Origin of the sequence: Marinobacter sp. tcs-11 (genome assembly GCF_002049515.1) — a bacterium.
GTDB classification, from domain to species: domain Bacteria; phylum Pseudomonadota; class Gammaproteobacteria; order Pseudomonadales; family Oleiphilaceae; genus Marinobacter; species Marinobacter nauticus.
Window position 1 is genome coordinate 1 of sequence record NZ_LLYU01000029.1, and the last position, 20,629, is coordinate 20,629.

The following is a 20,629-nucleotide window of genomic DNA, read 5'->3' on the forward strand; positions in this document are numbered from 1 at the left end:
CAAGGGCACGATCCAGGGCTATAACGGCGTGGCCACGGTGGACAAGAAACACCAGATCATCATTGATGCCCAGGCCTTTGGCGAAGGCCAGGAACACCACACCCTGCAACCGGTACTGGAGAGCGTGGAAGCTCGCTTCAGAAAGCTGGGTATCGCTGACAGTATCTACCAGCAAGGCACCACCGTTACCGCCGACACCGGCTTCGCCAACGAAGCCAACATGAAGTACCTGCATGAACGGCAGATCAATGGCTACGTGCCGGACAACAAATTCCGAAGCCGGGACCCCAAGTTCGCGCAGCAGAAAGGCAAGTACGGAAAACGGCACCAGAATCCGCCTAAAACCGGTTGGAAAAACATCATTCCGGCGAGTGAATTCCAGTTCGATCCTGTGAGTCTTACCTGTATCTGTCCGGCAGGCAACGCCATTAGTTACCAAGGCACACGGGAAACCGAGAACGGTAAGACTCGGGTGCAATTCGAGGGCCGTCTGCTCCAGTGCAGGCATTGCCCAAAGAAACATCGATGTATGCAAAATCCGGCGTCAGCTAACCACCGCACAGGTTCCGGGCGGCAAGTCTCGTTCACCATCGCAAACAAACGGCTTCCGAACTACACGGATTGGATGAAGCATCGGGTAGATAGCCCGCAAGGCAAAGAAATCTACAGCCACCGCATGTCGGTGGTGGAACCAGTGTTCGGCAATATTGGCACAACCAAACGCCTGAACCGTTTTAGCCTACGTGGAAAGCGAAAAGTGCAGGGGCAATGGCAGCTGTATTGCTTGGTGCACAATATTGAGAAACTGGCGAATTATGGGCAGATGGCTGCGTGAACGGAGGAAGGCAATCCGTCCTGAAACGCCCCGGGCACAAGGTTACGAGTGCTTGAACACTGAAATAGCGGGATTGAGGTCTATAGCGGGCAATCAATCCGGAAACTGGAAATTGCTGGGCGAACTGGCCGGCTAAAACAAACGAGATCGTAGGCGGTGGAATGCTCGCTCATTTTTGGGTTTTTATACAGCCTCGTTACCACGCCCAAGGTGTGAAGGCAGACAGCAATAAATAGTTCGATATTGGTTGGTACGACTCGTTGAGAGATAAAAATATAGGGAATGATCCAATACCATCCGATGAGAACGACATAAAGCATTACAGCTCCACCTATGCTTGTTTTTGCTTCCAGCCGGTGGTCCCGGAATCCAAGATCTTTAATAAGCCAGCAATACCCATATATCCCGTGCATGGCCAGGTAAATCCAGGCGCCCGTTGTGAAATTATCAAACCAGAACATCATCGCCAAAATGAGAAACAGCGTAATGATTTTGTGGAGATTCACTGACCAAGCAACCTTGATCGTTTTTTCCCGGGAAACTCCCAAATCAAAGTAGATTGCACTGAACCAAGGACTTTTGCCCATGCTGGAACTTTGGTATTCATGATATTCACCTAATAATTGTTTGTGTGATAGGTAGCAAAAAAATATCAAGGCCCGTATGAGGTGTACCCATCCCAAAGGATGGACATGTTCAAGGCGCGAGCTTACCCATTAAATCCTAGGCTTCCTGCTCGGTGTAGAAAGGTCCAAATCGAACGAATCCAGACACAACGGTGGCTTTGAGTTTAACCATCCACGCCGTCGGATCCTTCTCGGTCATCTAGGTCTCGGGCAAACCATCAATCTGGTGAGATGGCGCGCAGGCCGACCATCACCAAAGCGCGAGATTTCTACTTGTCCGGTACACATATCTTTAAAGGTAGGAACAAACCGAGCTTGGACGTTATAGGCACTCACGCCGCCTGTGCCGGCAAACTTTTGATTTTCGTTTACTAGGGAAGGTCTGAATAACCGCCGCTTTTCACCAGCATCCGCTTGAGCTGGCATAAATCGGGAAATTCAGACAGTATTTTCCCGTTATTTGTGTGTTTTTTGCCCGCTTCCCGCCATTTAGGCGGAAAACAGGCACGCTGGCCCTACGCCAGCATGTATTTTTCGCCAATCAGCAGGTTGCTGAACGCGGCCAGCAAGTGCAGCCGGTTGGTATTCTTCGCCAAGCCGCGATAGCGGACTTTGTTGTAGCCGAACACCTGCTTGATGTACCGGAACGGATGCTCTACTTTTGAGCGAATACTGGCTTTGATTTTCTCGGCTTTCAGTTTGTCAGCATCCAGGGTTTTCCGTGAACCCGGGCGCTTGGCGATGAACCAAGACACATTGCTACGGTGTTTGTGCTCGTCACGCTTTTGTATGCCGAGGTAGCCGGCATCACCAAAGACTCGACGCTCTTCGCCGTGCAGCAGTTTGCTGGAGGGCACGAGGTCATGAACATTGGCAGCAGTGGTGTCGATACTGTGGATAAGGCCCAGTGTGTCGTCGACACCAATGTGCATCTTCATCCCGAAGTGCCATTCGTTACCTTTTTGGGTCTGGTGCATTTCAGGCGGTCCGACGATTCGGTCGCGCTTGCCAGAACGGTTCTTTGTGGAGCTGGGCGCAGAGATGATGGTGGCATCAACAATACTGCCTTCGCGCAGCATCAGGCCGTTTTTCTCCAGGTGCTTGATCACTTCTTTGAACAGCACCTTGCCAAGGCTATGTTGCTCCAGGAACTGACGGAACTTCAGAATCATGGTTTCGTCGGGCAGACGATCAAGCTTCAGGCCAGCGAACTGGCGCATGGATTCGATCTCGTAAAGCGCGTCTTCCATGGCGGGATCACTGAGGTTGTAGAACAACTGCATGCAGTGAACGCGCAGCATGGCAGATAACGGATAGGTAGGCCGTCCGTTCTGACCCTTGGGGTAATAGCGGGCCACCTTCTTCTCCAGCTGCTTCCACGGAATCAGCTTGTCCATCCGTTCCAGAAAGATCTCGCGGCGGGTTTTGCGCTTCTTGGTCTGGTACTCGGCTTCGGAGAAGGTGATCTGATCCATGGTGGCAACGATCCTGTGCGGTTGATGATGGCCGTATTATCGCTGATTTTGGGGACTTATTCAGAGTCTCCCTAGAAAGGTCGCTTGTTGCTAGATAAACGTTTTCGCCACCATCAGATTTGCTAGCTACACCGTTCGAACCTCTGTACTTGAAAAAAATTTGTAATTCTTTTGGCCTTTAACCTAGGACCCCAGTGAACAGAAGAGACCATTTTAAAGGATGGAATTGCGCATTTTGTGCAAACTGAAAAAAGAGGGTCTTCCCTGACCCGAAATAAGGGGGGAGCAGTCCCGCTCCTTTAGTGGACACATAACAACGCTTCGATGCTTTGCTTGAGGTGGTCCTTCCGTTCCGGAATCACAGCACTCTATCCACTTTTCTTACCAATGCAGCTATCCCAAAGTATGGTTCTGACCAGCCAGACACTTCCATCCTTTGGGATGGTTACCCCCTCTCTACCCATTGATAGGTTGAATCCTACACAAAAGCCGGAAGCACTCCAATTTGCCGATCCGGTGTCAATGTCGTGCCATTTAAACAACAACAAGGAACCGAATTATGACCGTTCAATTTAAACCTCAGTTGGGTCTGTCCGGACTTGAATCACCACTGTCCGAGTTGGAGAGTCAGGTACAGGAGAATGCGCACCGCTTTGCCAAGGACGTGCTGCGTCCGGCTGGTGCCAAGCTGGACAGATTAACTCCGGAAGAGGTGGTAGCTCCCGGCTCCGCACTGTGGGAGGTGCTGGAGAAGTCCCATGACCTGGGACTCAGCCTGACCGCGATGGCCGAAATGGATCCGGTTGAGCGTGTTCGAATCCTGGCAATTGCCTCGGAAGAATTGGCCTGGGGTGACGCCGGTCTGGCCGGTGCCATTCTGGTCAATCACTTTCCCGTCATGTACTCCATGCTCGCTGGAAATATGGCCATGGCGGATTTTTGCGATGGTAAACGAGGCTGCTGGGCCATTACAGAACCGGACCACGGCAGCGACATGCTCGATGCCAGCGGATCCCTGCAGGCGACCGAAGGTCAATACGGACGCCCCAACTGCATCGCCCGAATCGAAGGCGACAAGGTTGTCATTAGTGGTCAGAAATCAGCCTGGGTATCCGGAGCAATGACCGCTGAGGTTTGCGCACTGTTTTGCCATGCCGAGGTAGATGGCCAGACCAGGCCCGGCGTGGCAGTCATCGTGTCCCTGGATGCGCCAGGTGTGAGCCGCGGAAAACCGCTGGACAAAATGGGCATGCGTTGTCTGAATCAGGGCGAACTCTACTTCGACAACGTTGAAGTCCCTATTGAGAACCTGCTAGCCGGCCCCGACTCCTATCAGGAACTGGCCTACAAGATGTTGAGCGAGGCCAACCCTCACGTTGCCCTGATGTTTGTCGGCCTGGCTCGCGCTGCCTATGAGCAAGCCCTGGAGTACGCCCATGAACGCAAGCAAGGTGGCGTGCCTATCATCCGTCACCAGCATGTTCAGTACCGCCTGTTCCATATGTTCCGGAAAGTTGAAGCTGCCCGGGCGTTGGTACGTCGTGTCATGGAATTCAACGCCACCACGGATGTTCCGGCACTGCAGGGCTCAACCGCCGCCAAGGTGACGGCAACCCAGACGGCATTTGAAGTGGCTAATGACGCGCTCCAGATGTTTGGCGGAAATGGCATGACCAGGGAATACCCCATGGAAAAGCTATTACGAGACGCACGCTCCGGCTTGATCGCGGACGGTTGTAACGAGGTGCTGGCCATCAAGGGAGGCTCGATGCTGGTGGACACTGAGCGCCTTTAACGCGCCTCCCATTCAGATAGATAAACGGAACAACGTTATGAAACAGAATGCCTACATCGCCGGAGTCGGGATGACCCGTTTCGGTAATCATATGGAGCGGGGGTTAAAGTCCCTCACTACGGAAGCGATAAAACTGAGCCTTGCCGATGCAGGCCTACCCCCTTCTGACATTCAGGCTGCGTATATGGGCAATGCCGCCGCGGGCATCATTGTCGGTCAGGTTTGCGTACCTGGTCAGGTTGCGCTCCGCGACATGGGGATTGGACAGATCCCGGTGGTTAATATCGAGAATGCCTGTGCTTCGGCCTCGACCGCATTCAATCAGGCCTGCACCATGGTGACCAGCGGGCTCTACGATGTCGTACTGGCCACCGGATCCGAAAAGCTTTTCCATGAGGATAAACAGAAAAGTTTTTCCGTCTTTACCGGTGCTGTTGATGTTGAAAGCTATAACGGCGTTCTGCAACACATCAGAGACCGGGCCCAGGCCGCTGGCATGGGTATCGACCTTGAGGGTGCCGGCTCAAAGCGCTCGGTGTTCATGGATATATACGCCTCCATGGCCCTGGAGCACATGAGCAAGTACGGCACAACTCAGGCCCAGTTTGCAGCCGTGTCCGCCAAAAACGCCTTCCACGGTAGTCTCAATGAACGCGCTCAGTTCCGCGACAGGTTAACGATTGAGGAAGTACTCGGATCGCGGGAGATTGCCTATCCCCTCACCCTGCCCATGTGCTCGCCCATTGGTGATGGCGCAGCAGCGGTTGTCATTGTCAGTGAACGCAAGGCACGCGAACTCGGCCTGGCTCAACCGGTGAAAGTCCTCAGTTCCGTGCTCAGGAGCGGTTGGGACCTCGTTGACGGGCCAGGCATCACCGAAATGTGTGCCAGCGAGGCATACAACGCGGCCGGGGTAGGACCGGAAGATCTCAACTGTGTGGAACTCCACGACGCTTCCGCTCCGTCAGAACTCATTTATTACGAGCAACTGGGTCTGTGCGGCAAAGGCGAAGGTGGTCGCTTTGTGGAAGAAGGCCACAGCCGACTGGGTGGAAAAGTGCCGGTTAACACCTCAGGAGGGCTGTTACGAAAGGGCCATCCTATTGGCGCTACAGGGATAGCCCAGATTGTGGAACTGACCGAGCAGCTTCGGGGGCAAGCCGGCGACCGCCAGGTGGAGGGTGCCAGGATTGGGCTCGCGGAAAACGGCGGCGGATACATAAATGGCGATGCTGCGGCGCTAGTCGTCAGCATCCTTGCTCGTTAGGAGGTATGCCTGATGAACACTCGTGATGAACTGATTCTGGCGAACCTGATTGCCAACCGAATGGACACTCTGGCCAACCTGGACGTTCTGACCTTCGTCCACATCGATACCGATGGGCAGTACCGGGAAGAAACAAGAACCTATGCGCAGCTTTGGCACAACGCCCAGCGCATTGCCGCGGCCCTGGATGCACGTGGACTCAAGCCTGGAGAGAGCTTCGCATTGCTCATGCAAAATCATCCGGAGTTCGTGGAAGCGATGATTGCCGCGTCTATCTCAGGAACGGTGTTTGTCCCCATTGATCCTCGGGTACAAGGGGCCAAGCTGAAATATATGCTGGAATTTGCCGAGTGCAAGGGCGCAATCTGCGCCGATTACGCTTTCGATAACCTCAATTCCGTTATCGACGAAATACCCGAACTGCAATGGGTAATCCCGCTGGACACTCAGGACAGAAACCACACATCAACAAGCGAACAGTCGCTCAATGACATCTTGTTGTCCGAGGTTCCGCAGCTCCCGATTCGCACCACGGACCCCGACGCTCCGATGCAGATGCTCTACACGTCCGGGACCACCGGCGATCCTAAAGCCATCCTGTCTCCCCATCGCCGATTTGGAGAGATCGTAAAACTGGGAGGATTTCTCGGGCTGGAGTGCACCGACCGGCCTTATACAGGATTGTCCCTGACCCACGCCAACGCCCAGTTCCTGACACTTGGTTGTTCTCTGAAGATGGGGCTACGGGCGGTCATAAGCCGAAAGTTCACCAAGAGTCGACTTTGGGATATCACCCGTCATTATGGCTGCACTGTGTTCAACCTGCTTGGTGGCATGACGAATGCCATATACAGCGAACCTAGAAAACCCGACGACGCGGAGAACCCTGTCCGCTATGTCATAAGCGCAGGTATGCCCAAGGCGATCTGGTCCGACTTCAAAGATCGCTTCAACGTCGAGATCTTTGAATTTTATGGCGCGGCAGAAGGCGGGCTGACACTCAACCCCATGGGCGAAGGCCCCATTGGAAGCATTGGTAAAGCTCCACCGACGCTGGAGGTCACCATTCGTGATGCAGAAGACCGTGAGTGCCCCCGTGGTACGCCCGGGGAGATCTGCTTCCGCAATGCCGATGGTACTGCTCCCAACGTTCGCTATTTCAAAAACCCCGAGGCATCCAGGGCAAAAACCCGCGATGGCTGGCTTCGCATGGGGGATATCGGCCATATGGATGAAGATGGCTGGCTGTTCTTCCACTACCGCGATGGTGGTGGCATTCGCAGGAACGGCGATTTCGTCAATCCTGCGTTCATCGAGAAGGTCATCGCTGAGCAACCCTGGGTATCGGATGTGTTTGTATACGGCGTAGAAGCGGTATCGGGCGCCCCCGGAGAAAAGGACATCGTCGCTGCCATTGTGTCCGAAACCGATGCAACCGCAGACCCGGAAGGCCTCTTCAAGCTCTGCGAAGAGGAACTGGAGAAAAACTTCATACCGACCTATTTGCAGTTTGTTGATGAAATTCCCAAAACCGCTTCGGAAAAACCCCAGGAGCGTTTCCTGATAGAAATGTTTGATCCCGAATCAGACCGGGTTTTTCGAGCTCAAAGCCAATAATGGCATTTCAACTACAGCAGGAGATCTACAATGAACAACAATGATCCCAATGTTCTGATCTATGGTGCCAGTGGTTACACCGGCAAACTTGTCGCTGAACGCCTGGCCCGCCGCGGCATCCCCTTCTACTTTGCCGGGCGCACAAAAGCCAAACTGGAAGCGGCGTTAAAGGTTGTAGAAGATCGCCACGGGGCGCCAGTCAATGCCCGGATCGCGGTGGCGAACAACACCCTTGAAGAGTTGATGCCACTGTTCGACAAAGTCGACGTGGTGATCAACGTTTCCGGCCCTTTCATGCAGATCGGTTGGCCAATTGTGGAATGCGCCCTCGAGGCAGGCTGTCATTACATCGATACAACCGGCGAGCAGGACTGGACCCGGGGCATCCAGGAGAAATATGGTCAGGCCTTTGCCGACAAGGGGCTGTTGCTGAGTCCCGCTTGTTCCTATATGTGGACCGCGGGTGCGCTTGCTGCCGAGGTGGTGCTGGAAACGAAGGGCATCGACAGCCTGGAGCTGGTTTACCAGATCGACAACGCTCTGCCCTCGGAAGCTTCCACCAAGTCCTTCCTGCGGATGCAGGGTAACGCGGACAGCCAGTTCTATCTGAAACAGGATGAGTACGTGGCCTGGCCTAACGACCAGGGGTATGACGTCGTCGTTCCCCATCGCATGACCCCCTATCGCGCCCTACCCTGGGGGGGAGCCTGCGAGCCGGTTTGGTTCAAGCAGGATCCTCGAGTTATTAACTGCAAGGTGTTGACGGCCTTTGGTGACGAGATGATCAATAAGGTCCTCGAGATCATCAACGATTTCAATCGACGTGCCGAAGGCCTGTCTGCAGAGGAGCGTGAAGCACTGACCAACGAGATTGGCGACGATATGTCGACCGGTGAGCCCCAACCGGACACCCCGGATGTCGGGCGCTCGATGATTGTCTGTTACGGTCAGGGGCGGCAAGGGAACCGGACATTCTGCCTAAGCCTCACCACCCCTTATTGCTGGACCGGGGAAGTTTGTGCGGAAGCGGCTGAACGCCTGCTCGCCGGCCAGCTGAAAGCAACCGGTTTCCAGTCTGCGGCTGTTGCATTTGGGCATCGTGAGTTGCTGGAGAGCTTCCACGAACTGGGCTATTGTAACCTGCCCGACTGATTGGTAGTGAAACAGGAGCAGCCAAGGCTGCTCCTGTATTCAGGCAGAGGATCGGGGCATCCTGCGCTGACCTTTGTTCAACATCGTGGAGGTCACTTGATTCCGCATCGCATACAATAATAATAGTATCTTGCGAAGGTCCAACATGAACAACGAGTACCAGAACCTGCATCCGGCTATGGCCACCAAGCTGTCCCCTCCTGCTCGCTGGGGATACGATCTTCTTGAAAGGCCTCACTTGCTGGAAAAACTTCTAACGAAGCAGCCTAAAAGGCTCATTCTGATTACCGCTGCGGCTGGCTATGGAAAGTCCACCCTGATGGCCCAGGGGAGCCAGGTACTTCAACAGCAGAAACAGGTGACAGCCTGGTTAACGATCGACGAGGATGATAACGACCCGGTTCGCCTGTTTACCTACCTATTTCTCGCATTACAAAGTGACAAGTCTGCCAGTCTTCAACTCCCCGAGCCTACCCGGATTACGCGTAACCATGCTGCCAAGCTAACCAGTCTGATGACCGAGTCCGGGGCACCAACAATACTGTTCATAGACGAGTTTGAGAATCTGATCAACCCGGATTCCCAGCAGTTGATCTACTGGATGCTGGATTACCTCCCCCCCGGTGCCCGAATGGTGATCGCATCACGAACCAGGCCGGCATGGGATCTCTCCAAATTGGCTATGCAGGGTGAGTTGCTCGAAGTGCACGAGCCGGACCTGAAACTGAGCAGCGACGAAGCTGCCCGGTTGACAGAGCTCCACGGTTCCAGACGCATAGACAAGCAACGTTTGGACATCCTGGTCGACAAAACAGAAGGGTGGTTGGCAGGTGTTCGATTGGCCTTACTGTGCCAGGACAACTGGGAGAAAGACGTCGATTGGATCAATGCACTCAGCGGTGAAATTGAGCAGATTGCTGATTTTCTTTACGCACAGGTGTTCCGGCAACTTGAAACAGAGCAGCAGCTATTCCTGCTGAAGGTGTCGATTCTGAATCGGATGACAGCGGGGGCATGTGAAGCCCTGACCCAGGAATCCGGCGCTCAGACCCAGCTACAGAGTCTCTGCCGCAAAGGTCTATTTATCCAGCCTATTGATCCGGAGCGCAAGTGGTTCAGGATGCACGGCCTTATGCGGCAATTTCTCCGTAACCGGCTAAAGCAGCAAATGCCAAACCAGTACGGTTTGCTCCATGAAACTGCCGCACGATGGTTCGCTAACCACAATTCGCGGATTGAGGCGGTGCACTACGCCATTGCCGCTAATAACCCCAAATTGGCACTGGAAATCCTGGAAGATGTCAGCAAGTCGTTAATTGAAAAAGGCCAGCTTCGAACTCTTTCGGATCTGGCAAAACACATACCGGACTCCTTTCTGGATGGGCATTATCAACTGAGCGCGAATCTCTGTCTGGCCAATCTTCTGATACACGAGCTGGGAAGTGCACAACGCTACAGTTCCATGATGGAACACGTTTCCTCCATTCTGGAAGTCAATAAAACATTGGCCGAGATACCTATCCTGGAACCACTGTTGATGACTGCGGAAGACAACATGGTTCGTGCCAGTGAGATGGCGAAACAAAACCTTTCACACCTCCAGTCTGATCAAAGCCACTTTGAGCGGGGGGTACTTTCTAACATTATCGCTTTCGCCGAACTCGGTCTAGGAAATCCAGAAACATCTCTGAATCATGTACTTCAGGCACGGGCATCGCATCTTGAAGCGAACAGCGCATTGGGTCTGGCCTATGCCGATATGATTACTGCGATGCGGGTGAGATCACAAGGTAAGTTGCAGCGGGCCAGGGAAATCTCCGGCGATGTCGGCCATGGTCCTGACTATGATCAAGCGGAAAGTACGGCTCCCAATGAAATTGCCAAAGGCGTCGTCAACGGCTTTGAGATTGACCTGCTATATGAACTCAATGAGCTGGCAACGGCTGAAGACCTCCTGAAGGAATACGCCCCCTTGGGCCGGGAGAATGTTGCCCCGGACATTGTCATTCTGGGTTTCCTTACGTCCGCCAGAATCGCCTTTGCGGAGGGTAATACAGAGCTTGCCTACAGTCGCCTCGATGAAGGGGAAATCGCCGGCATTCGCTGGCCATTGCCCCGGCTTATCCAGTCAATGCGGTTGCAGAGAGTCCGATTCACGCAACTTGAAGGAAAACTCGATCTGGCCAGGGACTACCTGGCAGATATCGATATGGCTCCGGACACCGGCCAGCCTCCCAGGGTTGGTTATATGGATCCGGTCAGCGAATGGGTAGCACTAGACCTGGTGCCACTGCGGCAGACTCTGCAAGAGGGCGATGCTGCTACCGTCTGGCAACAATTTCCCCAGTTGATTGAGGCATCCGGTGCCCGGACCGGCCGCCTGATTCAAGTACTACTGCTCAAAGCCGAGTGCCTTTCGAAAATGGGAAACCAGGATGCAGCTCAGCAAACCTTGACCGAAGCCATTGACCTGGGGCGGGCCTGCGGCTTTATCAGAACCTTCGCGGACTCAGGTAGAACCATCATCGACTTGCTGAAATCGCTATACCAGGAATGGGCCAATAAGCCCGCCCCCTGCTTCCGGGAACGACGGGCCTATTGTCTCCAGTTACTTGAAGCCGCCAATGAAGCAGTCATACGCGGCCCATCAGACGAAGCCACCCTTGTCGAGCCCCTGTCAGATCGGGAATTACAGATGCTCACGCTCGTTGGCGATGGCCTGAAGAATGAACAGATTGCTGAACAGCTCTTTCTTTCAGTGAACACAGTCAAATGGCATCTCCGCAGGGCTTATGAAAAGCTTGATGTGCGTTCGCGGACCGAAGCCCTCGCCGAGGCGCGCCGGCGCGGTCTTATTCAATAATCAACACCTTTTCCTAAGCCGCGCCTGCCCCAGGGTGCGGCTGTCTCTGCTCCATTCGCATCCATCCCATATCTAACCCATATCCATCCTTTCGGATGGTTGGGCGCCAGCCTCGCTTTGTTAGTTTGAAACTGAGCCAAAGCACCCCGTTTTGGCAAAACCGTTCGATAACAATAAAGACGTGGTCCCCTATGAAGCGAGTACATGCAACTCTCGTTGCTGCGATAGCCTCTGCAGTGCATCTGCCAGTTCATGCTCTGTCGTTCGATCCAGGTGGTGGCGTTTCCGTAGATCTGGATACCACCCTGGGTTACGACGCCCAGTGGCGGATGGAGCGTCAGGACTCCAAAGTACTTTCGGCCGGCGGAAATCAAATCGTCGCTTTAGTCACTGACGACGGCAATCGTAACTTTGATAAGGGTGACATGATCCAGAATCGAGTCAGCTTTGGGTCGGATCTGGACATAAATTACGGTTCAGGAGGTGTTTTTCTGCGAGCACGTGGTTGGTATGACGAGGTCTATGATGACAGAGCCTTGGCAGAGCAGAGTAACCCAATACTTGGAGTAGGGACCTCCAAGCCATTTCAGAAGGATGGCATTGAACTCCACCGCTCGGAAATCGAATTGTTGGATGCGTTTCTCTATCAGTCTATTGGTCTGGGAGAAAGCATGCTTGATGTCAGGCTCGGTCGCCAAGTCGTCAGCTGGGGTGAGAGCGTTTTTCTCGGTGGCGGAATCTCGTCTGCTCAGGGCCCTGTAGATGCCACCAAAGCAAACACCCCCAGCCTTGAACTTAAGGACATATTCCTTCCCGTCGGTCAAGTTTATGCTTCGCTCGACCTAAATAACAGTCTCTCAGTGAGTGCCTACTACCAGTATGAATGGGAAGAAACGCGTATTGATTCACCAGGTACTTATTTCAACTTGCTAGAGGCGTTTGGCCCGAAAGCGGCGGGAGATATCGTCGATCTGCCGGTCAGTGGAGCCTTCCCGTTCGAGGTGAGGCGCGACAAGCCTGATGAAGGTCAATATGGGGTAGCCATGCGTTACCTAGCGGAATCACTTAACCATACGGAGTTTGGTCTCTATTACCTGAACTTTAATGACTTTATGCCTTCCATCCAATTTGCCCCATCTCAGGGTCTTGGCTCGTATGCCACGCTTGAGCATTTCGAAGATGTCAAGTTGATTGGCGCAAGTTTCGGAACGGTCTTCGGTGATACTAACGTTAGTGGCGAGGTTAATTTTCGTAATGGGCAGCCTGTTCGCTTGAACGGTTTCCACCCCGATGGCCAGGCGTTTTACTATAGCGAAGCCGATACACTCCAAGCCCAGGTGTCTGCCGTACATATCTTTGGCAGCTCCGCATTCTGGGACAATCTCGTCCTGTTAGCTGAAGTAGCCCACAACCGCGTTCTCGATCTGGATAAAGACGGATTCGCCCAGAACAACCTTGACCTGGACCTTTCCGACATTTCCTCGGCCCTGCACGGTGATCGCAGTGCTTCAAGCGCCATCGCTCGGCTATCGGCAGACTACTTCACCGTTGCCAGCGGACTGGACCTGAACGTCAGTCTTACCTATCGGGATGACTTCAACGGGGTCTCTGCAGTGCCGTTTACGTTCGTGGAGGGAAACCGGGTAGCAGGCTTGACAGCGGACTTTATTTACACTGGGGGACACAGCTTTGGCGCAGGCTACACCTGGTTCCTGACCAGCCCCACTGACATTCTCGAAGATAAAGGCCGTCTCGAATTGGAACACCTGAATGCGGACCGTGATTACGCGTCTCTGTATTACAAATATCGCTTTTAACTTTCCCAACCAACAATAACGATCCGGAAAAGATCCGGAAAGGAGTTCTCAAATGAGTATTCACAAGCTGAAAATTACTATACCGCTGCTCGCTCTGGTCATTGGTGCTGGCCAAACCATCGCTGCCGTGTCTCCAGATGAGGCTGCACGACTCGGTAATGAATTGACGCCCGTAGGCGCGGAACGGGCCGGCAACTCCGATGGAACGATCCCCGAGTGGACTGGCGGAATGACCACGCCACCTCCGGGCTACGAGCCGGGCGGTCCGCGCATTGATCCGTTTGCCGACGAGTCTCCTCTTTTCACCATCACGGCCGAAAACTACCAGCAGTATGCTGATCGCCTGACTGCCGGACAGATCGGTTTGTTCGAGCGTTATCCTGATTTCAGGATGCCGGTCTATCCAACCCATCGAACAGCGGCAGCGCCACAATTTGTCTATGATTTCACCCGACAGAATGCCACCCGGACCCGCCTAACCGAAGACGGCAGCGGTGTTATCGAGGCCTACGGCGGTTACCCGTTCCCGATTCCTCAAAATGGCTTCGAAGTTCTCTGGAATCACAACCTGCGCTGGCTTGGCAGCGGTACCAAGAAAAATTACGCCAACCTGACAGTTTACCCGAACGGTGAAGTCACCGTTGGACAGGGCGAAATGTGGGAATCGTATCCCTACCATAACCCCGCAGGAACCCTCGAAAGCTTCGAAGGCGATATCTGGCACCTAATGCTCCAATATTCCCTTCCTGTGCGGCGCAAAGGTGAAGTAATTCTGTTACGTGACCCACTCAATTCTGCAATCTCTCCCCGACAGGCTTGGCAGTATATTCCTGGTCAGCGTCGTGTTCGTCGCGCCCCTACCATTAGCCATGATACTCCAAATGCACAATTTGCCGGCCAGGCTACCTATGACGATGCCTTTATGTTCAACGGAACACCAGATCGTTACAACATCAAACTAATTGGCAAAAAAGAGATTTACATTCCCTACAATAATAATGGAATGCTGCTTGAAGCTCAAAAAGGCCTAGACTCAATTATGGAAATAGCCACTCCGCATTTTCCTGATCCTGACTTAGCTCGTTGGGAACTCCACAGAGTTTGGGTTATCGAAGCCCAACTCAAAGAGGGAGCCCGACATGTGTACCATAAACGCACGTTTTATGTGGATGAGGACAGCTGGGCAATAGCAGCAACTGATATCTATGACGGTCGTGACAACCTATGGCGTATAGGTTTCTCCAATTTCCTTAATGCGTATGACGTGCCGGTCACTGCTATTCGTTCTTATTGGCATACAGACCTGCAAAACGGAGCATACGCATTCAACGAAGTTGATCTGGAGCCAGTACGGTACTACGAAGGGGAAGACGACAACTTCTATACACCCGCACAGGTTCGAAAAATGAGCCGCCGATAAAACAAATTCTGATGATCGCTCCGGGCCGATCTGCGGCCCGGTTTCCACAACAAGAATGAGCGATGGTTATGACTGATCAAACTTTTCGGCGCCACGGTACCCGGTTGTTGACGGCGGTATGGATATCCACGCTGTGTTTCGCATGGAGCTATTCTACTCCCGCCTTCACACAAGGGGACGCGCTTGAAACCCCCGCCCGGCCCACCGAACTGGCCGAACACTCTCTGGTTCTCGATATAACACGGACGGGAGACCGGCTGTTTGCAGTAGGCGAACGGGGGCACATCATCTGGACGGACAACCTTAACAGCCTGAGCTGGGAACAAAGCGCAGTTCCGGTCCGTACCACCCTCACCAGTTGCTTCTTCGCAGATTCCAACATTGGCTGGGCGGTTGGACACGACGGCGTTGTGCTTAAAACGGAAGACGGCGGGCTCACCTGGCACACTCAGCTAAACGGTTTCGAAGCCAATAAGCTGATGGCGCAACATGCGACAGCCCTGCGGGCGCAGGCCGAACAAGCCCTGAGCGATGCTGCGCCGGAAGAAACGTCCGCGCGCCAGGAGGCCTTTGAGGCCGCCGAGTACGGCGCGCAGGATGCGATCAGCTTTCTCGAAGAAGGCGCCAGCCGCCCGTTTCTGGATGTCTGGTTCCAGAATGAGCAAGAGGGCTTTGTAATCGGTGCCTTTGGTCTGATTCTCAGAACAATTGATGGCGGCGAGAGCTGGACCCCCTGGTTCGACCGGCTGGACAACCCCTACTCTCTGCACCTCAATAGCATTCGCAAAATTGGTCAGGCTTTGTACATCACCGCCGAAGCCGGAGCCCTGTTCCGCTCCACCGACAATGGTCAAACCTGGCAGCGGCTTGATAGCCCATATGATGGCTCACTTTTTGGGATTCTGGGCAGCGGAGACGGTCGTCTTATCACCTTCGGTTTGCGCGGCCACGTTTTCCAGTCTCTGGATGGCGGAGACAGTTGGACCGAGATTGAGACCGGCACCAGTTCCTCGTTGTTTGGCGGCACCCTACTGCCGGATGGTACGGCCGTCCTGGTAGGTACACAGGGGGTAACTGTATTCATTGACCGGAACGGTCACGTTGGTGAAATCCGGCAAGCCGACAATCGCCTTCCCTTAAGCCAAGTTATTTCCTTGGAGACGGAACTTCTAACCGTCGGATTGGGTGGCATTCAGGCTCAACCCCTGACCCACGATCAATAAGGGAGCTACAGTCATGAACTCCAATTTAGAACATCATCTGCGACATCCGGTCGCCGACTCGGAAGCCGGAGTCGAGCGATTCGTGTTCCGTCACCGAGCAATTCTCATCCTCACCTTCCTCTTACTGACTATATACCTTGCTGTTCAGGCTAGCCGGATTGAGCCGGATGCCAGTTTTGAAAAGATGATTCCAACCAGCCATCCCTATGTGGAGAGTTATCTGGAACACAAGCAGGACCTGCAGGGCCTGGGCCAGGCCCTTCGGGTGGTGGTTTCAGCAAAACAAGGCGATATCTTCTCCCCGGATTTTCAGGAAACGCTGAGACAGGTCCACGAGGAAGTTTTTTACATCCCGGGTGTAGAAAGATCGGCACTGCGGTCGATCTGGTCACCGGCCATACGTTGGAACGAGGTGACTGAACAGGGCTTCACCGGTGGTCCCGTTGTGGGTCCAAGTTACGATGGCTCAAAGGAGGAACTGGAAAACCTGAGATCTAATATACTCAAATCGGGTCAGGTTGGCGCATTGGTGGCCAACGATTTTCGTTCCGCAATGATTTATGCCCCTCTCATGGAGCTCAACCCGGAGACCGGCGACGCCATCGATTACCAGGAACTGTCCAATCAACTTGAAGAGCGAATACGTGATAAGTTCCAGAGCGAGAATATAGGCATCCATATTACCGGTTTTGCCAAAGTCGTCGGTGACTTAATTGATGGCATTTATCTGGTAGCGATGTTCTTCGGCCTTGCACTGCTCATCACCCTCGTGCTGCTCTACGCTTATTCCCGTTGCCTCCGGAGCTCGTTGTCCATCCTTTTGTGCTCGGTTGTGGCGGTTGTATGGCAACTAGGGCTGCTAAAAACTCTCGGGTACGGACTGGACCCCTATTCGATCCTGATTCCGTTTCTTGTATTTGCCATCGGGGTCAGCCACGGCGTACAGATTGTGAATGCCATTGCCCATGAAGTGTTTCTCGGCGCCGGCAAAGAGCGTTCTGCACGGCTGGCTTTCCGCAACCTCTATGTTGCTGGCATCATCGCTCTAGTCAGCGATGGAGTGGGTTTTGCCACCCTCATGGTCATCGATATTGCCGTGATTCAGGATCTGGCTATCGCCGCCAGCATCGGAGTTGCTGTGCTGATTCTGACCAACCTGGTTCTCTTGCCGGTGATGATGTCCTATATCGGAATCGGCCAGGCTGCAATCAAACGTCAGCAATCCAATGAGCGTCCGGACCATCATCCTGTCTGGCACTTTCTTGCCTCACTCACGAATCCCTCCAGAGCCAAGGCGGTCCTTGCCACTGCGCTCATCCTCGTAGCCGCTGGCGTTTATCTCAGTCAGGACCTGAAAATTGGCGATCTGGACGCCGGAGCACCGGAGCTACGCCCAGACTCCCGCTACAATCGTGACAACGCATTCCTTACGGAGAATTACAGCACCAGTACAGATATCTTTGTCGTCATGGTTCAAACCGCTAAGGACCAATGTTCTGATTACCAGACACTGGATGTGATTGATCAATTACAGTGGCGGCTGGGACAACTCCCGGGCGTTCAATCGTCTCGGTCATTGGTTAATCATACGAAGCAAATGATGGCAGGCTATAACGAGGGCAATATCAAGTGGCTCGCCCTTAACCGCAATCAACAGCTGCTTGACCAGGCCTCGATCAAGGCGGCTCCGGGCACGATCAACGCTGACTGCAGCCTGACGCCGGTATTCGTCTATCTGGACGATCACAAGGCGAAGACCCTTGAGTCGGTGGTCGCTGAAGCCGAAGCGTTCAAATCGGAGTTCTCGGAGATTGAGGGCATTGAAATCGAACTGGCGGCCGGGAATGCCGGCATTGAGGCGGCAACGAATATTGTTATCGCGAAAGCCCAGTACTGGATGCTCGCCTGGGTTTACGGTGTCGTCGGTATTCTGTGTCTTCTGACCTTCCGGTCACTGCGCACAGTGCTTTGCATTCTCCTCCCGCTGGCCCTGACCTCACTGTTGTGCCAGGCCCTTATGGCGAAACTCGGTATTGGGGTGAAGGTCGCCACGCTGCCAGTCATTGCATTGGGTGTGGGAATTGGTGTGGACTACGGCATCTACATCTACAGCAAGCTGGAATATTTCCTCAAGCAAGGCCAGTCATTCCATGATGCGTACTTCAATACCTTGAGAACCACCGGCAAAGCCGTTGCTTTCACCGGGCTAACGCTGGGTATCGGGGTAGGCACCTGGGTGATGTCTCCCATTAAATTCCAGGCCGATATGGGGTTACTTCTGACCTTCATGTTTGTGTGGAACATGATTGGCGCCCTGATTTTACTCCCGGCCCTGGCTACCTTGCTGAATAAACGCCCCGCTTCCCGCGAGGAACCGGGTGAAGCGGAAGACGGCAACGGATCTGCAGAGCCAACCTCTGTCGGGTTTGACTCCAGACGGTCCGTTTTGTCCTAGCATCTCCGATGGACGAACACTGTGAAGAGCTCAGCGCACTCTCCCGCTGAGCGCCTTTGCATACCACATACTTACCGCTTACCGCCGATAACGGAGTGCATCGGCAAGTAAGGAAAATGCCGGGGACGACTGGAGCCGGCTCGTGTAGTACAGGTAATATCCAGGAAAAATCATACGGAAGTTCGCCAGCACCTCCACCAGGTGTCCGTCTTTTATGTGAGCTCTGGCCATACTCTCAGGTAAGTAGGCCATCCCATATCCTGCAATAGCTGCCTCCATTACCTGGTGGATACTGTTGAAGATAAGTTGGCCTTCTCCCCGTATTTTCAGCTCCCGTCCCTGATCTTTGAAGGTCCAGGCAAACACGCCTCCGTGCGTAGGCAGCCGTAGATTGATGCAGTGATGGTCTGCTGTGAGATCTTGGGGTTTTTTCGGCTCACCCTGCTGGCGCAGATACTCTGGCGATGCAACAACCACCATCGGTATTTCGGGGCTTATTGGAAGCGCAATCATATCTTTTTCGACCAGTCCTCCCCGTCTTACACCGGCGTCATAGCGTTCTGCAACGATATCCACCAGACCGTAATCAATGCTTAGCTCAACAGTGATGTCAGGATACTGGTAGAGAAAATCCCTGATCCGAGGCCAGATGAAGGCGCTGATGGCGTATTCATCGGCAGTGATGCGAATCGTACCCGCGGGCTTTTCCTTTAGTTCTGTGATTTGGGATAGCCCAGCTTCGATATCCTGCAATGGTTGCTCGACCAATGCTTTTAGCCGCTCCCCCGCCTCAGTCAGCGTGACGCTCCTTGTTGTCCGCGACAGCAGCCTGATCCCCAAACGCTGCTCCAGATTTTTCACCGTCTGACTGACCGATGACTGGGAGGTGGACAGTTTTCCTGCGGCCCGAGTGAAGCTTTGCTCTCTGGCCACCGCCATGAAGGCGAACAGTTCATTGAGGTTGTCTTTCATAATTAATTAAAAATCCCGATAAAGGCATTTTGATTATGCCCCCTAATCTTCTTAATGTCTCCCCGATATAGTGGTGTTCATTGGAAAACGCCACTGGGCTAATCCAGAAGACACTCAGGTCAACAATCGGGAGAGAGATTATGAAAGCAGTACTTATTACCGGAGCAAGCTCCGGCATCGGAAAGGCATTGAGCTACCAGTTTGCCGCTGAAGGCCACAACCTTGTCATCACCGCCAGGCGGCAGGATGAACTGGACAAAATCAAACAGGACATCGAGTCCCGCTATTCAGTCAAAGTAATTGTGAAGGTGAGCGACTTGGCCGTCGACGGAGCGGCGGACCGTCTTTATGAAAAACTTCGAGCGTTCGACATTGAAGCGATGATCAACAATGCCGGCTTCGGTGATTTTGCGATGCCATGGGAGATGGATCTGGCCAAGGCCCAGACCATGGTGGATCTGAATGTCCGGGCACTGACAACGTTGCCCTTACACTACGCCCGAGACTACTCGGACTCCGAAGCGACGTTGCTCAACGTATCATCGATCGGCGGCTATACCCAGTTTGATGTCGCTGTAACCTACTGGGTCACCAAGTTTTACGTCGCGTCATTTACTGAGGGCCTTGCTCAGAGCCTGGCTGATCAGAGCAAATCCATGCGTGCCAAAGTTCTCGCCCCTGGACCAACCGAAAGCGAATTCGTCACGCACTCATCCGAGAAAGGCGCGATCGACGGCGATGATCTGTTCCCGGAGAGCGCCTTCATTACGGCCGAGCAACTGGCTCAATACGCTTACCAGCTTTTTGAAAGCGACCAGGTCGTGGGCATCATTAATGGCGAAAATCATTTGGAGCTGAAAGAGCCCATCTACCCATATGCGCAGGTGCCTCACTAATTGAAAGGGCTTATCCCCGGAAAACTTCCTAAGAATTCGGTTCACGTTAAGAGGAAACCAAGCATGAACTCCGTCAAATTTCCAAACAACGACATCAACATAGCCGGGCATTTGTATCTGCCCGACGCCTTTAACCGGAATAACACCTACGTGCTCAAAAGCTTTGATCGCCCGTACCGGATGCTCGCTTTGCGACCTCAGCGTGCTTAATCTCCC

15 protein-coding genes are annotated in these 20,629 nt (G+C 53.5%); 12 read left to right on the forward strand and 3 right to left on the reverse strand.

The genetic code is table 11. The features are described from left to right. Positions 1–835 (forward strand): transposase (locus ARC85_RS18525; protein ID WP_286715772.1); only part of this gene is annotated, 835 nt, incomplete at its 5' end. An 80-nt stretch (positions 836–915) separates the two neighbouring features. Here ARC85_RS18525 and ARC85_RS18530 read toward each other — a convergent pair. Both ARC85_RS18530 and ARC85_RS18535 read right to left on the reverse strand, forming a co-directional pair. Further along, positions 916–1,422: a hypothetical protein gene (locus tag ARC85_RS18530; RefSeq protein ID WP_286715774.1), complete on the reverse strand. Its 507-nt coding sequence runs from the start codon at positions 1,420–1,422 to the stop codon at positions 916–918. 554 nt (positions 1,423–1,976) lie between these two features. Beyond that, positions 1,977–2,936, reverse strand: coding sequence for an IS5 family transposase (locus ARC85_RS18535; protein WP_286715775.1), 960 nt, complete (start codon positions 2,934–2,936; stop codon positions 1,977–1,979). 559 nt (positions 2,937–3,495) lie between these two features. On the opposite strand from ARC85_RS18535, the gene ARC85_RS18540 reads away from it, so the two are divergent. From ARC85_RS18540 to ARC85_RS18580, 9 genes are all read left to right on the forward strand, one after another. Continuing rightward, entirely contained in the window at positions 3,496–4,731 is a 1,236-nt protein-coding gene (locus ARC85_RS18540; protein ID WP_286715776.1) for an acyl-CoA dehydrogenase family protein, read from the forward strand. A gap of 37 nt (positions 4,732–4,768) precedes the next feature. Beyond that, complete coding sequence (locus ARC85_RS18545; RefSeq protein WP_127332566.1) at positions 4,769–5,998, forward strand: thiolase family protein; 1,230 nt, start codon at positions 4,769–4,771, stop codon at positions 5,996–5,998. Between the two features lie 12 nt (positions 5,999–6,010). Then, positions 6,011–7,615, forward strand: a complete 1,605-nt coding sequence (locus ARC85_RS18550; protein ID WP_127332567.1) for an AMP-binding protein — start codon at positions 6,011–6,013, stop codon at positions 7,613–7,615. A gap of 30 nt (positions 7,616–7,645) precedes the next feature. Beyond that, a complete protein-coding gene (locus ARC85_RS18555) occupies positions 7,646–8,767 on the forward strand; it encodes a saccharopine dehydrogenase family protein (protein WP_286715778.1) in 1,122 nt (373 codons plus the stop codon). Between the two features lie 145 nt (positions 8,768–8,912). After that, on the forward strand, positions 8,913–11,630 hold the full coding sequence (locus ARC85_RS18560) for a winged helix-turn-helix domain-containing protein (protein WP_286715780.1): 2,718 nt from the start codon (positions 8,913–8,915) through the stop codon (positions 11,628–11,630). A gap of 191 nt (positions 11,631–11,821) precedes the next feature. Continuing rightward, positions 11,822–13,447, forward strand: coding sequence for a DUF1302 domain-containing protein (locus tag ARC85_RS18565; protein WP_286715782.1), 1,626 nt, complete (start codon positions 11,822–11,824; stop codon positions 13,445–13,447). Positions 13,448–13,499: 52 nt separating this feature from the next. Further along, positions 13,500–14,867: a DUF1329 domain-containing protein gene (locus tag ARC85_RS18570; RefSeq protein ID WP_286715784.1), complete on the forward strand. Its 1,368-nt coding sequence runs from the start codon at positions 13,500–13,502 to the stop codon at positions 14,865–14,867. 68 nt (positions 14,868–14,935) lie between these two features. Further along, on the forward strand, positions 14,936–16,090 hold the full coding sequence (locus ARC85_RS18575; RefSeq protein ID WP_286715786.1) for a WD40/YVTN/BNR-like repeat-containing protein: 1,155 nt from the start codon (positions 14,936–14,938) through the stop codon (positions 16,088–16,090). Positions 16,091–16,103: 13 nt separating this feature from the next. Continuing rightward, complete coding sequence (locus tag ARC85_RS18580) at positions 16,104–18,545, forward strand: efflux RND transporter permease subunit (protein WP_286715788.1); 2,442 nt, start codon at positions 16,104–16,106, stop codon at positions 18,543–18,545. A 78-nt stretch (positions 18,546–18,623) separates the two neighbouring features. Here ARC85_RS18580 and ARC85_RS18585 read toward each other — a convergent pair whose 3' ends face one another. Next, positions 18,624–19,517, reverse strand: coding sequence for a LysR family transcriptional regulator (locus ARC85_RS18585; protein ID WP_353744317.1), 894 nt, complete (start codon positions 19,515–19,517; stop codon positions 18,624–18,626). Positions 19,518–19,657: 140 nt separating this feature from the next. Between ARC85_RS18585 and ARC85_RS18590 the strand changes: the two genes are divergently transcribed. Next, positions 19,658–20,413, forward strand: a complete 756-nt coding sequence (locus ARC85_RS18590) for an SDR family NAD(P)-dependent oxidoreductase (protein ID WP_286715790.1) — start codon at positions 19,658–19,660, stop codon at positions 20,411–20,413. 63 nt (positions 20,414–20,476) lie between these two features. Next, the gene (locus ARC85_RS18595; protein WP_286715791.1) at positions 20,477–20,623 is read left to right on the forward strand and encodes a hypothetical protein; all 147 of its coding nucleotides are present in this window, start codon (positions 20,477–20,479) and stop codon (positions 20,621–20,623) included. Positions 20,624–20,629 lie beyond the last annotated feature (6 nt).